The organism is Xenophilus sp. Marseille-Q4582, from assembly GCF_916700565.1.
In the GTDB taxonomy this organism is placed as follows: Bacteria; Pseudomonadota; Gammaproteobacteria; order Burkholderiales; family Burkholderiaceae_C; genus Xenophilus.
In genome coordinates this window covers 105,041-121,958 of sequence record NZ_CAKAKO010000004.1, presented here as the reverse complement: position 1 = coordinate 121,958, position 16,918 = coordinate 105,041, and the positions used below count along the sequence as shown (strand labels likewise).

General features: G+C 71.2%; 18 protein-coding genes. 12 read left to right on the top strand and 6 right to left on the bottom strand.

Going from position 1 to position 16,918, the window contains the following annotated elements:
• Position 1: 1 nt before the first annotated feature.
• Positions 2 to 1,186, bottom strand: coding sequence for a CaiB/BaiF CoA-transferase family protein (locus tag LG388_RS15945; RefSeq protein ID WP_225783728.1), 1,185 nt, complete (start codon positions 1,184 to 1,186; stop codon positions 2 to 4).
• 93 nt (positions 1,187 to 1,279) lie between these two features.
• On the opposite strand from LG388_RS15945, the gene LG388_RS15940 reads away from it, so the two are divergent.
• The 5 genes from LG388_RS15940 (at position 1,280) to LG388_RS15920 (ending at position 5,437) form a co-directional block, all read left to right on the top strand.
• A complete protein-coding gene (locus LG388_RS15940) occupies positions 1,280 to 2,107 on the top strand; it encodes a VOC family protein (RefSeq protein WP_225783727.1) in 828 nt (275 codons plus the stop codon).
• Positions 2,108 to 2,150: 43 nt separating this feature from the next.
• Positions 2,151 to 3,347 (top strand): acyl-CoA dehydrogenase family protein, encoded by a 1,197-nt coding sequence (locus LG388_RS15935; RefSeq protein ID WP_225783726.1) that lies wholly within the window; start codon positions 2,151 to 2,153, stop codon positions 3,345 to 3,347.
• A gap of 850 nt (positions 3,348 to 4,197) precedes the next feature.
• The gene (locus LG388_RS15930) at positions 4,198 to 4,527 is read left to right on the top strand and encodes a hypothetical protein (RefSeq protein ID WP_225783725.1); all 330 of its coding nucleotides are present in this window, start codon (positions 4,198 to 4,200) and stop codon (positions 4,525 to 4,527) included.
• 32 nt (positions 4,528 to 4,559) lie between these two features.
• Positions 4,560 to 4,997 (top strand): Hsp20/alpha crystallin family protein, encoded by a 438-nt coding sequence (locus LG388_RS15925; RefSeq protein ID WP_225784398.1) that lies wholly within the window; start codon positions 4,560 to 4,562, stop codon positions 4,995 to 4,997.
• A gap of 29 nt (positions 4,998 to 5,026) precedes the next feature.
• Positions 5,027 to 5,437: an Hsp20/alpha crystallin family protein gene (locus LG388_RS15920; protein WP_225783724.1), complete on the top strand. Its 411-nt coding sequence runs from the start codon at positions 5,027 to 5,029 to the stop codon at positions 5,435 to 5,437.
• Positions 5,438 to 5,505: 68 nt separating this feature from the next.
• On the opposite strand, the gene LG388_RS15915 is transcribed toward LG388_RS15920, so the two are convergent.
• Entirely contained in the window at positions 5,506 to 5,733 is a 228-nt protein-coding gene (locus tag LG388_RS15915) for a hypothetical protein (RefSeq protein ID WP_225783723.1), read from the bottom strand.
• A 337-nt stretch (positions 5,734 to 6,070) separates the two neighbouring features.
• Positions 6,071 to 7,000: a LysR substrate-binding domain-containing protein gene (locus LG388_RS15910; protein WP_225783722.1), complete on the bottom strand. Its 930-nt coding sequence runs from the start codon at positions 6,998 to 7,000 to the stop codon at positions 6,071 to 6,073.
• Between the two features lie 83 nt (positions 7,001 to 7,083).
• Here LG388_RS15910 and LG388_RS15905 point away from each other — a divergent pair, with 83 nt between their 5' ends.
• The gene (locus tag LG388_RS15905) at positions 7,084 to 7,407 is read left to right on the top strand and encodes a DUF2917 domain-containing protein (RefSeq protein ID WP_225783721.1); all 324 of its coding nucleotides are present in this window, start codon (positions 7,084 to 7,086) and stop codon (positions 7,405 to 7,407) included.
• Positions 7,408 to 7,486: 79 nt separating this feature from the next.
• Here the strand turns inward: LG388_RS15905 and LG388_RS15900 are convergent, their stop codons facing one another.
• Positions 7,487 to 9,121, bottom strand: coding sequence for a histidine kinase famiy protein (locus LG388_RS15900; RefSeq protein WP_225783720.1), 1,635 nt, complete (start codon positions 9,119 to 9,121; stop codon positions 7,487 to 7,489).
• 522 nt (positions 9,122 to 9,643) lie between these two features.
• Here LG388_RS15900 and LG388_RS15895 point away from each other — a divergent pair.
• The 4 genes from LG388_RS15895 to LG388_RS15880 are packed head-to-tail and all read left to right on the top strand — an operon-like array spanning position 9,644 to position 12,822.
• A complete protein-coding gene (locus LG388_RS15895; protein WP_225783719.1) occupies positions 9,644 to 11,089 on the top strand; it encodes a cytochrome ubiquinol oxidase subunit I in 1,446 nt (481 codons plus the stop codon).
• Positions 11,079 to 12,086, top strand: coding sequence for a cytochrome d ubiquinol oxidase subunit II (gene cydB, locus LG388_RS15890; RefSeq protein WP_225783718.1), 1,008 nt, complete (start codon positions 11,079 to 11,081; stop codon positions 12,084 to 12,086). Before LG388_RS15895 ends, cydB begins: the two co-directional genes overlap by 11 nt.
• The gene (locus LG388_RS15885; protein WP_225783717.1) at positions 12,067 to 12,216 is read left to right on the top strand and encodes a DUF2474 family protein; all 150 of its coding nucleotides are present in this window, start codon (positions 12,067 to 12,069) and stop codon (positions 12,214 to 12,216) included. Before cydB ends, LG388_RS15885 begins: the two co-directional genes overlap by 20 nt.
• A gap of 39 nt (positions 12,217 to 12,255) precedes the next feature.
• Complete coding sequence (locus LG388_RS15880; RefSeq protein ID WP_225783716.1) at positions 12,256 to 12,822, top strand: diguanylate cyclase; 567 nt, start codon at positions 12,256 to 12,258, stop codon at positions 12,820 to 12,822.
• Between the two features lie 77 nt (positions 12,823 to 12,899).
• On the opposite strand, the gene LG388_RS15875 is transcribed toward LG388_RS15880, so the two are convergent.
• On the bottom strand, positions 12,900 to 13,220 hold the full coding sequence (locus LG388_RS15875; protein ID WP_225784441.1) for a hypothetical protein: 321 nt from the start codon (positions 13,218 to 13,220) through the stop codon (positions 12,900 to 12,902).
• Between the two features lie 421 nt (positions 13,221 to 13,641).
• On the opposite strand from LG388_RS15875, the gene LG388_RS15870 reads away from it, so the two are divergent.
• Both LG388_RS15870 and rpoH read left to right on the top strand, forming a co-directional pair.
• Positions 13,642 to 14,685 (top strand): SDR family oxidoreductase, encoded by a 1,044-nt coding sequence (locus LG388_RS15870; protein WP_225783715.1) that lies wholly within the window; start codon positions 13,642 to 13,644, stop codon positions 14,683 to 14,685.
• 366 nt (positions 14,686 to 15,051) lie between these two features.
• A complete protein-coding gene (gene rpoH, locus LG388_RS15865) occupies positions 15,052 to 15,996 on the top strand; it encodes an RNA polymerase sigma factor RpoH (RefSeq protein ID WP_225783714.1) in 945 nt (314 codons plus the stop codon).
• 72 nt (positions 15,997 to 16,068) lie between these two features.
• On the opposite strand, the gene LG388_RS15860 is transcribed toward rpoH, so the two are convergent.
• Complete coding sequence (locus LG388_RS15860; RefSeq protein ID WP_225783713.1) at positions 16,069 to 16,917, bottom strand: DNA alkylation repair protein; 849 nt, start codon at positions 16,915 to 16,917, stop codon at positions 16,069 to 16,071.
• Position 16,918 lies beyond the last annotated feature (1 nt).

Here is a 16,918-nt window from a genome sequence, read left to right as displayed (position 1 = left end):
ATCACAGGGCGCCCGCGCCCTGCAGCGCGGCCATGCGTTCGGGGCCGAAGCCCAGCCACTGCTGCAGCACCTCGGCGTTGTGCTCGCCCACGCGCGGCAGCGGGCGGCGGATCTCCAGCGGCGTGCCCGAGAGGTGGATGGTCACGCCCTGCATCGGCACCTTGATGCCGCCGAACTCGACCTCGCAGATGGCGCCGCGGTGCCGCAGCTGCGGGTTGTCGACCACCTCGTCGATGCGCGCGACCTTGGCGCAGGGCACGCCCTCGGCTTCCAGGCAGGCCACGATCTGGTCCGCGGTGTGCCCGCGCATCCAGTCCGCCACGATGCCTTCGACGGCCTCGCGGTGCGCCAGCCGGCTGGCCATGGTGGCGAAGCGCGGGTCTTCGATGAGCTGCGGTCGCTTCATGGCGCGCAGCACGCGCGGGAACATGTTGTCGTCGCCGCCCACCATCAGCACGTGGCGGCCGTCGCCGGCCTCGAAGGTGTTGGACGGCGCCACGTAGCGGTCGCGGCTGCCCACGCGCGTCATGGTCTGGCCGAAGAGCTGCTGCTGCGGGATCGCGGTCATGAGCATGGACAGCGCGCTCTCCAGCAGCGACACGTCCACCAGCTGGCCGACCCCGCTCGTGTGGCGTGCGTGGAGCGCGGCCAGGATGCCCAGCGCGGCGTACATGCCGGTGGTGTAGTCGCACATGAAGGAGCCGATCATGGTCGGCGGCCCGTCGGGCTGGCCGGTCATGTCCATCAGGCCGCTCATGGCCTGCGCCACGCCGTCGAAGCACTGCTTCTGGGCCAGCGGCCCGTCCTGGCCGAAGCCGCTGATGCGCGCCATGACGAGCCGCGGGTTCAGCGTGTGCACCGCCTCCCAGCCCAGGCCCATCTGCTCCATGGTGCCGGCGCGGAAGTTCTCCACCAGCACATCCGCCTCGCGGATCAGCGCCTTGAGCGTGGCCAGCCCCTCGGGGTGGCGCAGGTCGAGGGCGAGGCTCTTCTTGTTGCGGTTGACGATGAAGGTGTAGAGGCTCTGGCCATCCACCGCGGGCAGCGCGCGGCGCGCGTACTCGCCCTCCCCAGGCGGTTCGATCTTCACCACTTCGGCGCCCATGTCGCCGAGCATCATGGCGCAGTAGGGGCCGGCAATGAAGCGCGACAGATCGAGCACGCGCACGCCTTCGAGGGATGTCATCGGACCGGGTCTCCTGGTCTGCGGCGCCGGCGCCCGCTGCGGCCTGCACCTGGTTTTGTTAATTTGTTATATCATATTTTCAGGAGACCGCCGATGACACCCAATCCCGAAGACGGGGCCGCCGAGCGCCCCACCACGGGCGCCGCGAACGCGCCCTTCCTGCGCCTGCGCCAGATCTGCCTGGTGGCGCGCGACCTGGCCCCCGTCGTGGAGGACCTGTGCGCCGTGTTCGGCGTGCAGGTGTGCCACCGCGATCCGGAGGTGGGCCAGTTCGGCCTGCACAACGCGCTGATGCCCTTCGGCCGGCAGTTCCTGGAGGTGGTGGCGCCCGTGCGCGACGGCACCACCGCGGGCCGCTACCTGGAGCGCCGCGGCGGGGACGGCGGCTACATGGTGATCCTGGACAGCGAAGCCCTGCCGCGCTGGCGCGCCCACGTGGCCGAGATCGGTGTGCGCATCGCCGCGCCGCTGGCCCTGGGCGACTACGAGGGCATGCAGCTGCATCCGCGCGACACGGGCGGCGCGCTGCTGGAGATCAACACCACCCTGAACGGCCGCGACCTCGACGGTCCCTACTGGCCCGCCGGCCCGCACTGGCAGCAGCACGTGAACACCACGCGCGTGGCCGGCTTCGCGGGCGCGGTGCTGCAGTCGGCCGAGCCGCAGGCGCTGGCCGAACGCTGGGGCCGCATCCTGCAGCGCCCCGCGCAGGCGGCCGGCGGCCACTGGGAAGTGCCGGTGGACAACGCCCGCCTGCGCGTGCAGCAGGCCCTGGACGGCCGTGGCGAAGGGCTGGCCGGCGTGGTGCTGCGCACGCGCGACGCGGCCGCCATCCGCGCTGCGGCGCAGGCGCGCGGCCTGCCCGTCGACGGCGATGCCGTCACGGTGTGCGGCGTGCGCTTCGAACTGGCCCAAGACTGAACACCGCCGCCCACACGGGCCGGCCCCTCTGGAGACAAGACCCATGGAACTCGCTTTCACCGCCGAGGAACGCGCCTTCGCCGACGAGGTGCGCACCTTCATCGCCCAGAACCTGCCGCAGGACATCGCGCGGCGCGTCGAGCACGACCTGCATCTGGAGCGCGAGGATTTCATGCGCTGGCAGCAGATCCTGGGCCGGCGCGGCTGGCATGCCTACACCTGGCCCGTGTCGCAGGGCGGACCGGGCTGGAGCGCCACCCAGCGCTACCTGTTCGAGGTGATCAGCGGCGAGATGAACTGCCCCACGATCCAGCCCTTCGGGCCGCGCATGGTCGGGCCGGTGATCTACAACTTCGGCACCGAAGCGCAGAAGGCGCAGCACCTGCCCGGCATCCGCGATTCGACCGTGTGGTGGTGCCAGGGCTATTCGGAGCCGCAGTCGGGCTCGGACCTCGCGTCGCTGGCTACGCGCGCCGACGACCAGGGCGACCACTACGTGGTCAACGGCCAGAAGATCTGGACCTCCTACGCCCACCATGCGGACTGGATGTTCTGCCTGGTGCGCACGGGCCGCGAGGGCCGCAAGCAGGAAGGCATTTCCTTCCTGCTGATCGACATGAAGACGCCGGGCATCGAGATCCAGCCGATTCCGATGCTGGAAGGCACGCATTCCTTCAATGCGGTGTTCTTCACCGACGTGAAGGTGCCCAAGGCCAACCTCGTCGGCGAAGAAGGCCGCGGCTGGCGCTATGCCAAGTTCCTGCTGGAACACGAGCGCGTGGAGAACTCCAACATCGGCTTCTCCACCTTTGCGCTGCGCCGCCTGCGCCGCATGACGCGCGAACTGCACGCGGGCGGCCGTCCCCTGATCGAGCAGCCGCTGCTGCGCGCACGCATCGCCAAGGTCGAGGCGCAGCTGAAGGCGCTGGAGATGAACACGCTGCGCGCGCTGTCGAGCATGGGCAGCGGCAGCTCGCCGGGGGCGGGCCTCGCGTCCTCGCTCAAGATCCGCGGCACCGAGATCGGCCAGCAGCTGACCGAACTGCTGGCCGAGGCCGCCGGCGCGGCCGGCCAGCGGCTGGACCCGCAGCTCGCGCATGGCGAAGGCGACCTGGACGGCCTGGAAGCCAGCGTGCGCGGGGCGCCGGCCAACTACTTCTGGCGCCGCGCCATGTCCATCTATGGCGGCAGCAACGAGATCCAGCGCAACATCATTGCCAAGCACGTGCTGGGGCTTTGAGGCCCCGCGCGGTTCGCTGCGGGTGCGGGCGGTCAAAAGGCCTCGTCGGCCGGCCAGCACGTGCCCAAGGAGCCGGGCAGGGTCGCCTCGGGCAAACCCTGCGCCCCGTGGCCCGGCCGGGGGGTGCTGGCCACGGCCTCTTTGCATGAGTGAGTGCGCCAGCGTCGTGCCCTTGCGAGCCACCGACCTGCAGGCGCATGGCGGCCCCGGGCGGGCGGCGCGGGCGACTTCAGGGGCGGCGAGAAGCACAGCGCGGCCGGCGGGCCCGCGCGAAGTCGCGCGGGCTTCGTGATCTGAGAAGGTGTGAACGAACCCCACATGCCCGCTCATCCCGCCCAGGTGCACGCCCTCATCGTTGCAAATGCTCGCCATAGCCCGAGCTATGGCTGCGCTTTGCGCCTCGATGGCGCACCCCTGGACGGTCTGCTCGGCCACGCGGGATTCATTCACACCTTCTGACTCATCGCGCCTGTCTGAACGCAGCGCCGCGCAGCGGCGCGAAGTGAGTTCGCGATGCCGCCGGCCGCGCGCGCATCGCAGCGAAGTCGGCGCGCAGCGCCGACCGTCCCTGTAGGAGCCCGCGCCGCCCGCCCGGGGCCGCCCTGCGCGGGGCGCCACCCCTCGCGCCCCTGCAGGGCCCACCGGGCGCGCGGCACTGCTGCCCAGCCTGCCACGCGCAGGCTTGCCCTTGCCCTTGCCCTTGCCCGTCCTCGTGCCGCCGTACCGCCGTGCCGCCGCACCCTGGCTCCCACCCCGAAGAAGCAGCGAAAAAGGCCCCCTTGAAAACCCGAAACGGTGCCCCTAGCTGGCTCACCGTCAGAGTTGGGTCAACCTGAAAGGAGGCATTTCCATGACCAACGAACTGCTCAGACACATCGCCAGCTCGCGCCTGCCGCTGTCCTTCCATCGCCGCGAGGACATCGAACAGGTCCGCGCCCTTCGCGCCCAGGGACTGGTCATCGCCCTGGTGCCCGCGCCCACCGATCCGCTGTCCATGACCGGGCCGGCCGAAGCCGCGCAGGTGCTCGCACTCACCCAGAAAGGCCGCGCCGCCGCATCCGGCGGGCTGCACATCCCCGTCGCATCCAGCGCGCCCGAAGACGCGATGCCCACCCTAGCACGCGGTGCCGGCCCGGGCTTCGACCGCGCGCCGCGACCCGCCGCAAGCCCGGCCCGCTGACCGAATTTGTTCCAGAGGAGTTCACGACCATGATGTACGCAAGCTACTCCCCCCGTGACCTGTTCGCCGAGCTGGACCGCCTGCAGCGCCACATGCAGCGGGCGCTGGACCTGTCGCCCTCCATCCGCGGCTTCGCGCGCGACGGCTTTCCCGCGCTGAACGTGGGCGGCACGCCCCAGACCCTCGAGATCTATGCCTTCGCGCCCGGCGTGGACGCATCCACCCTCGAAGTGGGCCTGGAGCGCGGCCTGCTCACCATCGCGGGCGAGCGCCAGACCGAGCTGCCCGACGAGCAGTCCAAGTCGGCCGTGCACATCCACGAACGCTTCCGCGGACGCTTCAGCCGCACCCTGTCGCTGCCCGACGACGCCGACCCCGAGCAGGTCAGCGCCAGGCTGCGAGACGGCATCCTGCACATCACCGTGCAGCGCCGCGCCTCTGCGCAGCCGCGCCGCATCACCGTCCAGTGAGTCATCGCATCGTTGCCAAGGAGATTGCCATGAACAACGAGGTCACGAACACCGCCCCCCAGGCCGAAGCGCCGCGCGACACGCGTACGCCGGCCCAGCCCCGCCATGAAGCGGCCCTCACGCCCCCCGTGGACGTGGTCGAGGACGCGGGCGGCATCACGCTGTACGCCGACATGCCGGGCGTGAACCGCGATCGCCTGAACCTGCAGATCGAATCGGACACCCTGACGCTCGAAGGCGTGGCCGAACTGGACCTGCCGGCGGGCCTGAACTCGCACCATTCGGAAGTGAGCCAGGCGCGCTACCACCGCGTGTTCACGCTGAGCAAGGAGCTGGACACGGCGAACATCTCCGCCGTGCTGAACCAGGGCGTGCTCAAGCTGCGCATTCCCAAGGCCGCCCACGCGCAGCCGCGCCGCATCCAGGTCGAAGCGGCCTGAAGCGCCCAATCGCGCCCGCCCGCGCCCGGGTGCGAGGCCTGCGCCCCACGCGGCCCCGGAGGGGGCCGTCAGCGGGCCGCGGGGCCGGGCGCCAGGCGGCGCAGCACTTCGCCCGTCGCCACCACGCGAAAGCCATTGCCGCCCAGCGGTTCCACACGCGCTCCATCGAGCACGAGTTCCTCGTCCACCGCACAGTGCCGCGGTCGCAGGCGGGGGTAGGTGCGGCGGTAGATCTGCAGGGTGCGGATCCGTCCCTGGGGGGTCAGCACAGGCGTGGTCGTCAGGTGCACGGGCATGGCACAGTCCTCGGCGGTTCCGGACAGAGAGACAAGCGCGGCGGCCGCCGCGCCGCTGAGCCGGCAACAGGCCGGCCTGCCGCGAGGGCCTCGAACGCGACCCCGAATGCGACCCCGAATGCGACCCCGAGTGCGACCCCGCGTGCGCCGCGCCTAGCGCCGGGTGGTCAGATTTACCTGCAGAACTTGCCGGTGCCGGCCTGTCACAGCCCGCGCGTGTCCATCGTGCAGGGCGAGCGACGGTGGAAGCACTCCATCCGCCTGCCCCTGGTCGCCCCGCCCCAACCCGGCTGCGCCGAAGGCGAGGCAGCATTTCATCCCTGGGCCGAGCCCCGCCTCAACCCCGCGCGGCCTCCGCGCGCAGCCAGCGCACGAAGTCCTGCGCGTCGGGGTTGCGCTCGCCGCGGCGCGACAGTTCGACGAACTGGCCGCGCTGCGACGCCGCGCCGTCGCCGAAGGGTGCGACCAGCCGCCCCTCGCGCACCAGGTCGCGCAGCAGCGGCAGCCGGCCGATCACCACGCCCTGCCCGGCCAGCGCGGCGGCCACGGCATCGGTGTAGTGGGAAAAGCGCAGCGTGCTCTTCATGTGCACCTCGCGCAGGCCCATCAGCGCCAGCCAGGGCTCCCAGTCGATGGTGGTGGCCTCGCCATGCTTGAGGTTGTCGATGGTGAGCAGGGTCTGGTCGGCCAGGTCGGCCGGCGTGCGCAGCGCCTGCGCGATCGCGGGCGCGCACAGCGGCATGACCGTTTCCTCGAACAGCGCCGGCCCGGTGCCGCGCGCGATGGGCAGGAAGCGCACCGCCAGGTCCAGCCGCGCGCGGTCCATGTCCAGCACCTCGAGCGTGGCGGACACGCGCACGTCCACCTGCGGGTGCGCGGCCGTGAAGCGGGTCAGGCGCGGGATGAGCCACAGCGAGGCGAAGCCGGGCGTGCAGGTCAGCGCCACCTGCCGCACACCGGGCGCGGCCCGCACGCGCGCGGTGGCGTCGCGCAGCCGCTCCAGGCTGTCGGTCACGGCGCGCTGCATCACGCTGCCGGCCTCGGTCAGCGCCAGTGCGCGATGGCGGCGCTCGAAGAGCAACACGCCCAGGCGGCCTTCGAGCTGCTGGATCTGGCGGCTCACGGCCGACTGCGTGAGGGCCAGCTCGTCGGCCGCACGCGTGAAGCTCAGAGTGCGCGCCGCGGCCTCGAAGGTGCCCAGCAAGTCCAGCGGGGGCAGGTCCCCGGCCGGCGGCGGCGGCGGCGCTTTCGCATTCTGTCGGTGCATGCAACGAGTTCCGAATCACCCATCCAATCCGGGGAGCGTCTCACTATAGTCATTCCATCACTGAATGCGAAGGAGCCTGCACCATGGCCAATCGCCCCGCCCTCGCGGATTTCCACCTCGAACTGCCACGACAGGGCCTGCTCACGCTGCCCGACGTGGCGGGCATCGGCATCGAATGCCGCCACGGCAGCGTGTGGGTGACGCTGGACCACGACCCGCGCGACATCGTGCTGGCGCCGGGCGAGCGCTTCGTGGGTGATGCCCACCGGCGCGCGCTGGTGTCGGCGCTCGAGCCTGCATCGCTCACCGTGTCGCAGGCGCGGCCTGCCGCCTGGCCGCCATGCGGGCGGCCGGCTGCCCTGGCGCGGCGGCCCTGGCGCATCCCGCGCGGGTGGGCGCCGGCTTGAACCTTGCCTCCGGCGGGAAGGCGCGAAGCTGCCGGGCGCTGCCGATCGGCCCCCGCGCCGCGTGTGCGTGGGACGGGCCTCAGCTCGCCCCGGTGGGTCCGTCGAGCACTTCGCGGACCTTGCGGGCCAGGTCGGCCAGGCGGTAGGGCTTCTTGAGGATCTCGAACTCGGCCGGGGCCCCGCTGTCGAGGCCGCCGAGGTCCCGGTCGAAGCCCGTGGTCAGCAGCACGCGCAGGGACGGCTTGATCTTCTGCATCTCGCGGGCCAGCAGGTAGCCGTTCATGCCGCCGGGCATCACGATGTCGGAAAAGAGCAGCGCAGGCTGCTCGTCGGGCGGCAGCGAGCGCATGAGCCGCAGCGCCCTGTGCGCATCGAGCGCCATGTGCACGGTATAGCCCAGGCCCTGCAGCATCTCCTTGGACAGCTCGCCCACTTCCTCGCGGTCCTCCACGAGCAGGATGGCCTCGGTGCCGCCGCGGTCGTGGCCGCGCGCGGGCTGCGCCGCCGCATCGGGCATCAGGTCCACGCAGGGGAAATACATGCGCACCGTGGTGCCGATGCCCACTTCCGAGTACATGGACACGGTGCCGCCCGACTGCTTGACGAAGCCGTACACCATCGACAGGCCCAGCCCCGTGCCCTTGCCTTCTTCCTTGGTGGTGAAAAAGGGCTCCATGACGCGGGCCATCAGCGCCTGGTCGATGCCGTGGCCGGTGTCCGACACCGAAAGGCTGCAGTAGCGCCCGCGCGGCAGGCCGGCGAAGGCGGTGGCGTCCTCCTCGCCCACGTCCACGCTGCCCGTCTGGATGGTCAGCGTGCCGCCGTCGGGCATGGCGTCGCGCGCATTCACCAGCACGTTGAGCAGGGCCACTTCCAGCTGCGTTGGGTCCAGCTGGCAGTTGCCCACATTCTCCTCCAGCCTGAACACGGTGCGGATCTGCTCGCCCAGCGTGCGGCTCACCAGGTCGGCCATGTCGCGCGTCACGGCATTGAGGTTGACCACGCGCCCGCGCAGGCGCTGCTTGCGCGAGAAGGCGAGCAACTGGCCGGTGAGGGTGGACGCCTTGCTGACGGCCGCGCGGATGTTCTGCACGCCCCGCTCGACATGGCTGCCCTCCAGCTTGCCCATGCGCCCGCGCGCTTCCAGCAGGTCCAGGTGGCCCGACATGACCTGCAGCAGGTTGTTGAAGTCGTGCGAGATGCCGCCCGTCAGCTGGCCCAGCGCCTCCATCTTCTGCGCCTGCGCCAGGCCGTCCTCCGCGTCGCGCCGGCGGCTCACGTCCAGCTGGGAGGCAAAGAAATACACCAGCTCGCCGGCCGGGTTGTAGACCGGCGAGATGAACAGCGCATTCCAGAAGGTGCTGCCGTCCTTGCGGTAGTTGAGCAGCTCGATCTGCACTTCGGTGCGCGCCGCCACGGCCTCGCGGATCACGGCCACGGCGGCGCGGTCGGTCGCGGGGCCCTGCAGGAAGCGGCAGTTGGTGCCCAGGATCTCTTCTGCCGCGTAGCCCGTCATCGAGACGAAGGCGCGGTTCGCGAACACGATGGGATTGTCTTCCTGCCGCGGGTCCGTGATCAGCATGGGCATGCGCGTCGTCTCGATCGCGGCGAAGAAGATGTCGTCCTTGTGGTCGCGCAGCTCATGGGACGAGCCCTCGGCATGGACAGGACGGCGGGCGGGCTGGTTGGGGCGCTTTTCGGGCGTAGAACTCACGGAGGGCCTGTGCGAAGGAGCCGGACGCGGCGTCCGGCCTGCGGCATTGTGGTGGGCGCCTCAGGCGGCCGACATCCGAACAAGGCACCGTCCTACGCGGAAAAATGTCAAAAGACATGAAGCCTGCGCAAGCGTCGGCCTTTTGCATCGTCCGCCGCTCGCCCCACCTCGTCGGCTCGGATCACCGGATCGATGGCGGCACGGTACCGACGGTGTGAATGGGCCGGCGCGCGGCGCCGCGCCCGGCCCGGCCTGCGGCGCGCAGGCCGTTCGCGCGTAGGACGGCGCCGCCGGATCGGCAGGCGCCGGCCGGCGCGCGCCGCAAGCGCACCGCGCATTCGTCCACGCGGGCGAATGCTTTGGTCTTCAGGGGGCAGGCCCGCCGCGCCTCCAGCGCGGCGCGGCATGCCGGCGGCGCGGCGCCAGCGCCACGGGATGGGTCAACCTGTCCTCTTTGCAGGTCCGGGCTTCTGCAGTCGAATGCAGGCTGTGCTGATGCCCTGCCGTTGAGCCCCTCCTCCGATGGACGCCCTTCTTCTCGCGCGGATCCAGTTCGGATTCACGATCTCGTTCCACATCATCTTCCCGGCCCTGACCATCGGCCTGGCGAGCTACCTGGCGGTGCTGGAAGGGCTGTGGCTGCGCACCCGGCGCTCGGTCTACCTGGACCTCTACCAGTTCTGGATCAAGGTGTTCGCGGTGGCCTTCGGCATGGGCGTGGTGTCGGGCCTGGTCATGGCCTACCAGTTCGGCACCAACTGGAGCAACTTCTCGCGCTTCGCCGGCGGCGTCACCGGCCCGCTGTTGGCATATGAGGTGCTGACGGCCTTCTTCCTCGAGGCGGGCTTCCTGGGCGTGATGCTCTTCGGCCGCGAGCGCGTGGGGCCGGCGCTGCACTTTGTCGCCACGCTGGCGGTGGCCGTCGGCACGCTGATCTCGGCCACCTGGATCCTGGCCTCCAACAGCTGGATGCACACGCCCCAGGGCCACGAGATCGTCGATGGCCGCGTGGTGCCGGTGGACTGGCTGCGCGTGATCTTCAATCCCTCCTTCCCCTACCGCCTGACGCACACCGTGGTGGCCTCGTACATCGCCACCGCGCTGATGGTGGCGGGCGCGGCGGCCTGGCACCTGCTGCGCGGCAACGACAACCCGCGCAACCGCACCATGCTGTCGATGGCGCTGTGGATGCTGCTGGCGGCCGCGCCGCTGCAGGCCTTCATCGGCGACCAGCACGGCCTGAACACGCTGGCGCACCAGCCGGCCAAGCTGGCCGCGATCGAAGGGCACTGGGAACGCACGCCCGAGGGCGAAGGCGTGCCGCTGATCCTGTTCGGCTGGCCCGACATGCAGGCCGAGACCACGCGCCATGCGCTGGAGATCCCGCGCGCGGGCAGCCTGCTGCTCACCCACAGCTGGGACGGCCAGATCCCGGCGCTGAAGGACTTCGCGCCCGAAGACCGCCCCAACGCCACGGTCGTGTTCTGGACCTTCCGCGTGATGGTCGGCCTGGGCCTGCTGATGATCGCGCTGGCCTTCTGGGGCCTGTGGCTGCGGCGCGGCGGGCGGCTGTTCACGCAGCGCGCGTTCCTGCGCTTCGCGCTGGCGCTGTCGCCGGCCGGGCTGGTCGCCATCCTGGCCGGCTGGTACACGACCGAGATCGGCCGGCAGCCCTGGATCGTGCAGGGCCTCATGCGCACGGCCGATGCCGTGTCGCCGCAGCACACGGCCGGGCACGTGGGCTTCACGCTGGCGATGTTCGTCGTCGTCTACCTCGTGGTGTTCGGCGCCGGCACGGCCTACGGCCTGCGGCTGATCGCCAAGGGCCCCGCGACCGGCGAAGGCGATCTGCCCGTGCAGGGCGGCCCCGGCGAGCCGCGCACCCCCATGCGGCCGCTGTCGGCCGCGCACGAACGCGTGGACGCCCAGGGCGACCGCGCCGCACCGGAGCACCGCCATGGGCATTGACCTGCCGCTGATCTGGGCCGTCATCATCCTCTTCGGGATCATGATGTACGTGGTCATGGACGGCTTCGACCTGGGCATCGGCATCCTCTTTCCCTTCGTGCCGGCCAAGGCGGACCGCGACGTGATGATGAACACCGTCGCGCCCGTGTGGGACGGCAACGAGACCTGGCTGGTGCTGGGCGGCGCGGGCCTGCTGGCGGCCTTTCCGGTGGCCTACGGCGTGATCCTGAGCGCCTTCTACCTGCCGCTGATCCTGATGCTTATCGGCCTGGTGTTCCGCGGCGTGGCCTTCGAGTTCCGCTTCAAGGCCCGCGAAGGCAAGCGGCGCTGGTGGGACCTGGCCTTCATCGGCGGCTCCTACACCGCCACTTTCTTCCAGGGCGTGACGCTGGGCGCCTTCCTGTCGGGCCTTCCCGTGGCCGACGGCCACTACGCCGGCCGGCCCTTCGACTGGATCTCGGCCTTCTCGCTGTTCACGGGCTGCGCGCTGGTGACCGCCTATGCCCTGCTGGGCGGCACCTGGCTGGTGATGAAGACCGAGGGCCCGCTGCAGGCGCGCATGCGCGCGCTGAGCGTGCCGCTGGCCTGGGCCATGCTGGGCGTGATCGCGGCCCTGAGTGCGTGGACGCCGCTGTCTCACCCGGCCATCGCGCAGCGCTGGTTCAGCCTGCCCAACCTGCTCTACCTGGCGCCCGTGCCGCTGCTGGTGGGCGTGGCGGTGTGGCGGCTGCTGGCCGAGCTGCGCCGCGGCGCGCACGCCTCGCCTTTCCTGCTGACGCTGGCCCTGCTCTTCCTGGGCTACAGCGGGCTGGGCATCAGCCTGTGGCCGAACGTCATCCCGCCCTCCATCTCGATCTGGCAGGCGGCCGGCCCACCGCAGAGCCTGGGCTTCGCGCTGGTGGGCGCGCTGTTGATCATTCCCATCATCCTGATGTACACGGCATGGAGCTACTGGGTGTTCCGCGGCAAGGTGCGCCATGGCGACGGGTACCACTGAACGCGGCTGGCGCAAATGGGGCCCGCGCCTGGGCTGGCTGGTGCTGCTGTGGGTGGCCAGCGTCGCGGCGCTGGGCACGCTGGCGCTGCTGCTGCGCGGGTTCATGGCAGCGACCGGTTTCTCGCGCTGAGCGCGCCAGCCCCGCCCCGCCCGCCAAGGCCGTCCTGCGATGCCTGAACAGTGGCTCCTGAAATTCGGCGTCTTTCCCTTGTGGGTGCTGTGCGGCCTCGCCGACTGGGCCCTGCACCGGCGCGAACGCATCGAGCTCACGGCCGGCACGCGCGAGCCCCGCATCCATCTGCTGATGCTGGCCGAAATGGGCGCGGCGGTGCTGCTGGTGCTGTGGTTCGAATTCACGCCCGCCGTGCTCGCGGTCTGCGTGCTCCTGTTCGTGGCGCATGAGCTGACGGTGTATGCCGACCTGCGCTGGGCGGCGCAGGGCCGCCGCGTGGGCCCGCTGGAACAGATGGTCCACAGCGGTCAGGAACTGCTGCCGCTCGTGGGGCTGGCGCTGCTGGTCAGCGCGCATGCCGACGCGCTGCGACCCGCCGCAGGGAGCGGGTGCTTCGGTGGCGCCCAATGGACGCTCAAGGACCCCGGCCTGTCGCCGTTCCCGCTGGCGGCCGCCCATGCGCTGGGCGCGGCGGTGGCGCTGTGCTACCTGGAGGAATGGTGGCGGTGCCGGCGCCACGCCGGCCGGCGACGCGGCCCCGGGCGCCCGGCCGAGGCGCCCTGAGACGCGGCGCAGGCCAGTCAGCGCCCGAACCGGCGCCGGCAGCCTGCGCCCTGCGCACGTTGCGGCACGCCGCCGCCTCAGCCGCTTCCGCGCGGGACCCGGCCTGCGCCCCCGCCGCCCTTTCGGGCGGACACTTGGTTCTGGGGCCCGGGTCCCAGGGACTGCCGGTCGTTCCGGCTTTGCGGCGTGCGCCGGGCCTGGTGGGTGGGGGTCGGCGCCTGGTGGCCGGCCTGGTTGTGGTCGTTGGCCACCTTGCCGGCGCCGCCTTGCTGCGCGTGCGCCGCCGCGCGCTCGCCCGCCTGGCCCTCCTGCACGGCGGCCGGGCTGCCGACCTGCGGCTTGTCGGGGTGCTTCTGGCGCGACTGCTCGTCGCGAAGGAAATCATGCTTCTTGCTCATGCGCCTCTCCATGAAGGCCCGCCGGATGCGCCTGCGGGTCATGGCCTGCGGCAATCCGCGTGCCCGCGGCAGGCGGCAGGCGGCAGGCGGCAGGCGCGCCGGCCGCGAGCGGGCCGGACAGGCGGGCGGGCTGCGCACCAGCACCGCCACGGGCGCTCGGCCTACCTGCGCCGCCCGCGCCCGTCGGCACAACCGTCTCCCGCCTTCGTGGTCGGCCCGCATGCCGGGCCATTCGCCCGCCCACCCGGGCGGGCGTTTTTTCGTCCACGCGCGAAGCGCCACGGCGCCCGGGCCGCGGGTCGGCGCGCCCGTCCGACGCGTGCACAGCGTGGCCGCGGGCAGTCCCCCGGCGGGCGCCGGGCGATCTTGCGCGAACCCATGCATCGCCGAAGCCATGCCCCGTTGCCAAGGAGTGCTCCCCATGATCCCGGATTCCCCCGCCCCTGACCGCGCCCGCACGAACGGCGCGACAAGCCCGCCGCCCTTCACCGTGCGCCCGCGGCTGGCCGGCAAGACCATCGTCCTGACCGGCGCATCGAGCGGCATCGGCCGCGCCACCGCGCTCGCGATGGCGGCCGAAGGCGCCCGGCTGGTGCTGGCCGCGCGTTCCGCGCAGGCGCTGGACGCCCTGGTGCTGCAGTGCGGAGCCCGGGGCGGCCAGGCGCTGGCCGTTCCCACCGACGTGACCGACCCGCAGGGCGTGAAGGCGCTGGCCCACCAGGCGCTGGAGGCTTTCGGACCGGTGGACGTGTGGATCAGCAACGTCGGCGTCGGCGCCGTGGGCGGCTTCGAGGAAACGCCGCTCGACGCGCACCGCCGCGTGATCGAGGCCAACCTGCTGGGCCACCTGCATGGCGCGCACGCCATCCTGGGTGCGATGCGCCGGCGCGGCCGGGGCACGCTCATCCACATGATCTCGGTGGGAGGCTGGATTCCGACGCCCTATGCGGCCGCCTACACCGCCAGCAAGTTCGGTCTGCGGGGCTTTTCCGAGGCGCTGCGCGGCGAACTCACCGATGCCCCCGGCGTGCACGTGTGCGAGGTCTATCCCACCTTCGTCGACAGCCCGGGCATGCGGCATGGCGCCAACTACAGCGGCCGGCAGGTGAGCCCGCCCGCGCCGCTGATCGAGCCGCAGCGGGTGGCGCGCGTGCTGGTGGAACTGAGCGCCAGCCCGCGCCCGCGCGCGAAGACCTATATGGGTGCGCCGGCGCTGCCCGGCATCTTCGCGCATGCGCTGGCCCCGGATGCGGTGGCGCGCGTGATGGGTCTCCTCACGCGGCGCGCCCTGGCGGCCGCCAAGCCGGCCGTGCCGGATGCGGGCAACCTGTTCGAAGGCTCGCGCACGCACGCCGTCGAAGGCGGATTTCGCGACGCACGGCGCCTGTCGCCGCGGGGCTGGGCGGCGGCGGCGGGCCTGGCCACCCTGGGCCTGGTGCTGATGGCACGCGCCCGACGTCGTTGAGCCCGGTGGCGGCGGCGGCGCGGCAGCCGCTGGGCTTGCGCACCCGGCCGCTGAGGCCCGATTGTTTCCGGCGTCGCAACAAACAGTTCATCCGTCGCGCGTTCATGCGCCCTGGCGGGCCTTCACAATCCTTTCATGCACCGATTTCCCGCCCACCCCTGCCCAGGCGGCATCTTCTGACACCCGGCCCGCAGCCCGTCCCTAGACTGAAGCCTCAGCCCTGGCCTCGCCGGCGCGCCGCGGAACTTTCGCCGCATCCGGCCATCAAACAAAACTATCAACGCCCCTTTTATTATTGGGGAACCGCTGGTTTAGCACTCTCTCTAACCGAGTGCTAACATGCCCCGCTACCAAGGAGAAACCCGAATGACAAGCCTGTCCGGAGCCCCTGCTGCCAACCAGTTGGCCGTGGCCAACCCGTGGGCCATGGTGCCCTCGCTTGGCAATCTGGATGCGTACATTTCCGCCGCCAACCGGCTGCCGCTGCTCACGCTCGAGGAAGAGCAGGGCTATGCACGCCGCCTGCGGGACCACAACGACCTCGAAGCGGCCGGCGCGCTGGTGCTGTCGCACCTGCGCCTGGTCATTTCCATCTCGCGCCAGTATCTGGGCTATGGCCTGCCGCACGGCGACCTGATCCAGGAAGGCAACGTCGGCCTGATGAAGGCCGTGAAGCGTTTCGACCCCGACCAGGGCGTGCGTCTGGTGAGCTACGCCATGCACTGGATCAAGGCCGAGATCCACGAGTACATCCTGAAGAACTGGCGCATGGTCAAGGTCGCGACGACCAAGGCCCAGCGCAAGCTGTTCTTCAACCTGCGCTCGATGAAGCAGGGTTTCAAGGCCGATGCCGCGGCCCTGGACGCCGACACCCACCGCGAGACGCTGAACACCGACGAGATCGATCAGGTCGCGCAGCAGCTCAACGTCAAGCGCGAGGAAGTGATCGAGATGGAGACCCGCCTGTCGGGCGGTGACGTGATGCTCGACCCCGGCCCGGCCGACGACGGCGAAGAGAGCTTCGGCCCCATCGCCTACTTGGCCGACGCGACGCAGGAGCCCACGGCGCAGCTGGAATCGCGCCAGCGCGACCGCCTGTCCACCGACGGCATCGCCACCGCGCTGGAAGCGCTGGACGCGCGCAGCCGCCGCATCGTGGAAGAGCGCTGGCTCAAGGTGAACGACGACGGCTCGGGCGGCATGACGCTGCACGAGTTGGCCGCCGACTACGGCGTCTCGGCCGAGCGCATCCGCCAGATCGAAGTGGCGGCGATGAAGAAGATGAAGAAGGCGCTGGCGGAATACGCCTGAGACCTTCTTCAGGTGCCGCGAGAGCGGTTCCGCACCTCGAACGAACCCGGCTGCGTGCCGGGTTTCGTCTTTTCAGGCGTCGTCGGCATCCACTTCGGCCACGGCGCGGGCCGGCTTGTCCAGCGTGCGCAATGCCCGCTTGACGATGTAGCGCGTGGCCGGCGTCGGGCTTTCGGCCAGCCAGCGCGCGCCCAGTTCGCGCACCCAGGCGCCCTGGCTCTTGCTCGCGTCGTTGAGCCAGTTGGCCACCGAGTTCTGCACGTAGCGGCTGCCGTCGGCGCGCAGCGGCTCCAGCAGCGGCAGGGCACGCCAGGGCTCGGCCCCCAGCGCCTTGATGGGCGCACACCAGACGCCGCGCGGGCGCGTGAGCTCGCTGGCGAAGCGGCGGATGTTCTCATCGGCATCCGCCACCCACGGCTGCAGCGCAGCCAGGGCGCCGTCCAGGTCGGCGATCACGCCGTCGCGCACGGCCATCCAGGCGAATTCGCGCACGCCGAAATGCGGGTCGGCCGCGAAGCGGTGCACCGCCTGCAGGCGGTCGACCAGCGGCTGCCCCGCGAACTGCAGCCACTGCACGGCCCAGCTGCGCGCGGCGTCGCTCGCGTGCGTGGCCAGCCGGTGCGCCACCGCATCGCGCTGCGCATGGGCAGCGGTCATGTCGTAGAGCGCCCGTGCGATGTGCGTGTGGCGCTGCATGGGCTTGAAGGCCTCGAGCATGGCCAGCGTGTCGGCCAGGCGTTCGTGCGCCGGATCGAGGCCGACCTGCGCGGCCACGGCCCGCGACAGGCGCGCCACGTCCAGCGCCAGGAACTCGTTGAGGTTGACGGTTTCCAGCAGGCCGTCGTTCAACGCGTCCAGCACCTCGGCCGGAATCAGCGCGATGCGAAAGGCGCCCTTGCGGGCGCGCAGGTGTTCGACCATG

What these genes read in the sequence shown, in the direction of transcription:
- LG388_RS15945 (WP_225783728.1), bottom strand. Translation starts at nt 1,186, where the DNA reads ATGACATCCCTCGAAGGCGTGCGCGTGCTCGATCTGTCGCGCTTCATT.
- LG388_RS15940 (WP_225783727.1), top strand. Translation starts at nt 1,280, where the DNA reads ATGACACCCAATCCCGAAGACGGGGCCGCCGAGCGCCCCACCACGGGC.
- LG388_RS15935 (WP_225783726.1), top strand. Translation starts at nt 2,151, where the DNA reads ATGGAACTCGCTTTCACCGCCGAGGAACGCGCCTTCGCCGACGAGGTG.
- LG388_RS15930 (WP_225783725.1), top strand. Translation starts at nt 4,198, where the DNA reads ATGACCAACGAACTGCTCAGACACATCGCCAGCTCGCGCCTGCCGCTG.
- LG388_RS15925 (WP_225784398.1), top strand. Translation starts at nt 4,560, where the DNA reads ATGTACGCAAGCTACTCCCCCCGTGACCTGTTCGCCGAGCTGGACCGC.
- LG388_RS15920 (WP_225783724.1), top strand. Translation starts at nt 5,027, where the DNA reads ATGAACAACGAGGTCACGAACACCGCCCCCCAGGCCGAAGCGCCGCGC.
- LG388_RS15915 (WP_225783723.1), bottom strand. Translation starts at nt 5,733, where the DNA reads ATGCCCGTGCACCTGACGACCACGCCTGTGCTGACCCCCCAGGGACGG.
- LG388_RS15910 (WP_225783722.1), bottom strand. Translation starts at nt 7,000, where the DNA reads ATGCACCGACAGAATGCGAAAGCGCCGCCGCCGCCGCCGGCCGGGGAC.
- LG388_RS15905 (WP_225783721.1), top strand. Translation starts at nt 7,084, where the DNA reads ATGGCCAATCGCCCCGCCCTCGCGGATTTCCACCTCGAACTGCCACGA.
- LG388_RS15895 (WP_225783719.1), top strand. Translation starts at nt 9,644, where the DNA reads ATGGACGCCCTTCTTCTCGCGCGGATCCAGTTCGGATTCACGATCTCG.
- cydB (WP_225783718.1), top strand. Translation starts at nt 11,079, where the DNA reads ATGGGCATTGACCTGCCGCTGATCTGGGCCGTCATCATCCTCTTCGGG.
- LG388_RS15885 (WP_225783717.1), top strand. Translation starts at nt 12,067, where the DNA reads ATGGCGACGGGTACCACTGAACGCGGCTGGCGCAAATGGGGCCCGCGC.
- LG388_RS15880 (WP_225783716.1), top strand. Translation starts at nt 12,256, where the DNA reads ATGCCTGAACAGTGGCTCCTGAAATTCGGCGTCTTTCCCTTGTGGGTG.
- LG388_RS15875 (WP_225784441.1), bottom strand. Translation starts at nt 13,220, where the DNA reads ATGAGCAAGAAGCATGATTTCCTTCGCGACGAGCAGTCGCGCCAGAAG.
- LG388_RS15870 (WP_225783715.1), top strand. Translation starts at nt 13,642, where the DNA reads ATGATCCCGGATTCCCCCGCCCCTGACCGCGCCCGCACGAACGGCGCG.
- rpoH (WP_225783714.1), top strand. Translation starts at nt 15,052, where the DNA reads ATGACAAGCCTGTCCGGAGCCCCTGCTGCCAACCAGTTGGCCGTGGCC.
- LG388_RS15860 (WP_225783713.1), bottom strand. Translation starts at nt 16,917, where the DNA reads ATGGTCGAACACCTGCGCGCCCGCAAGGGCGCCTTTCGCATCGCGCTG.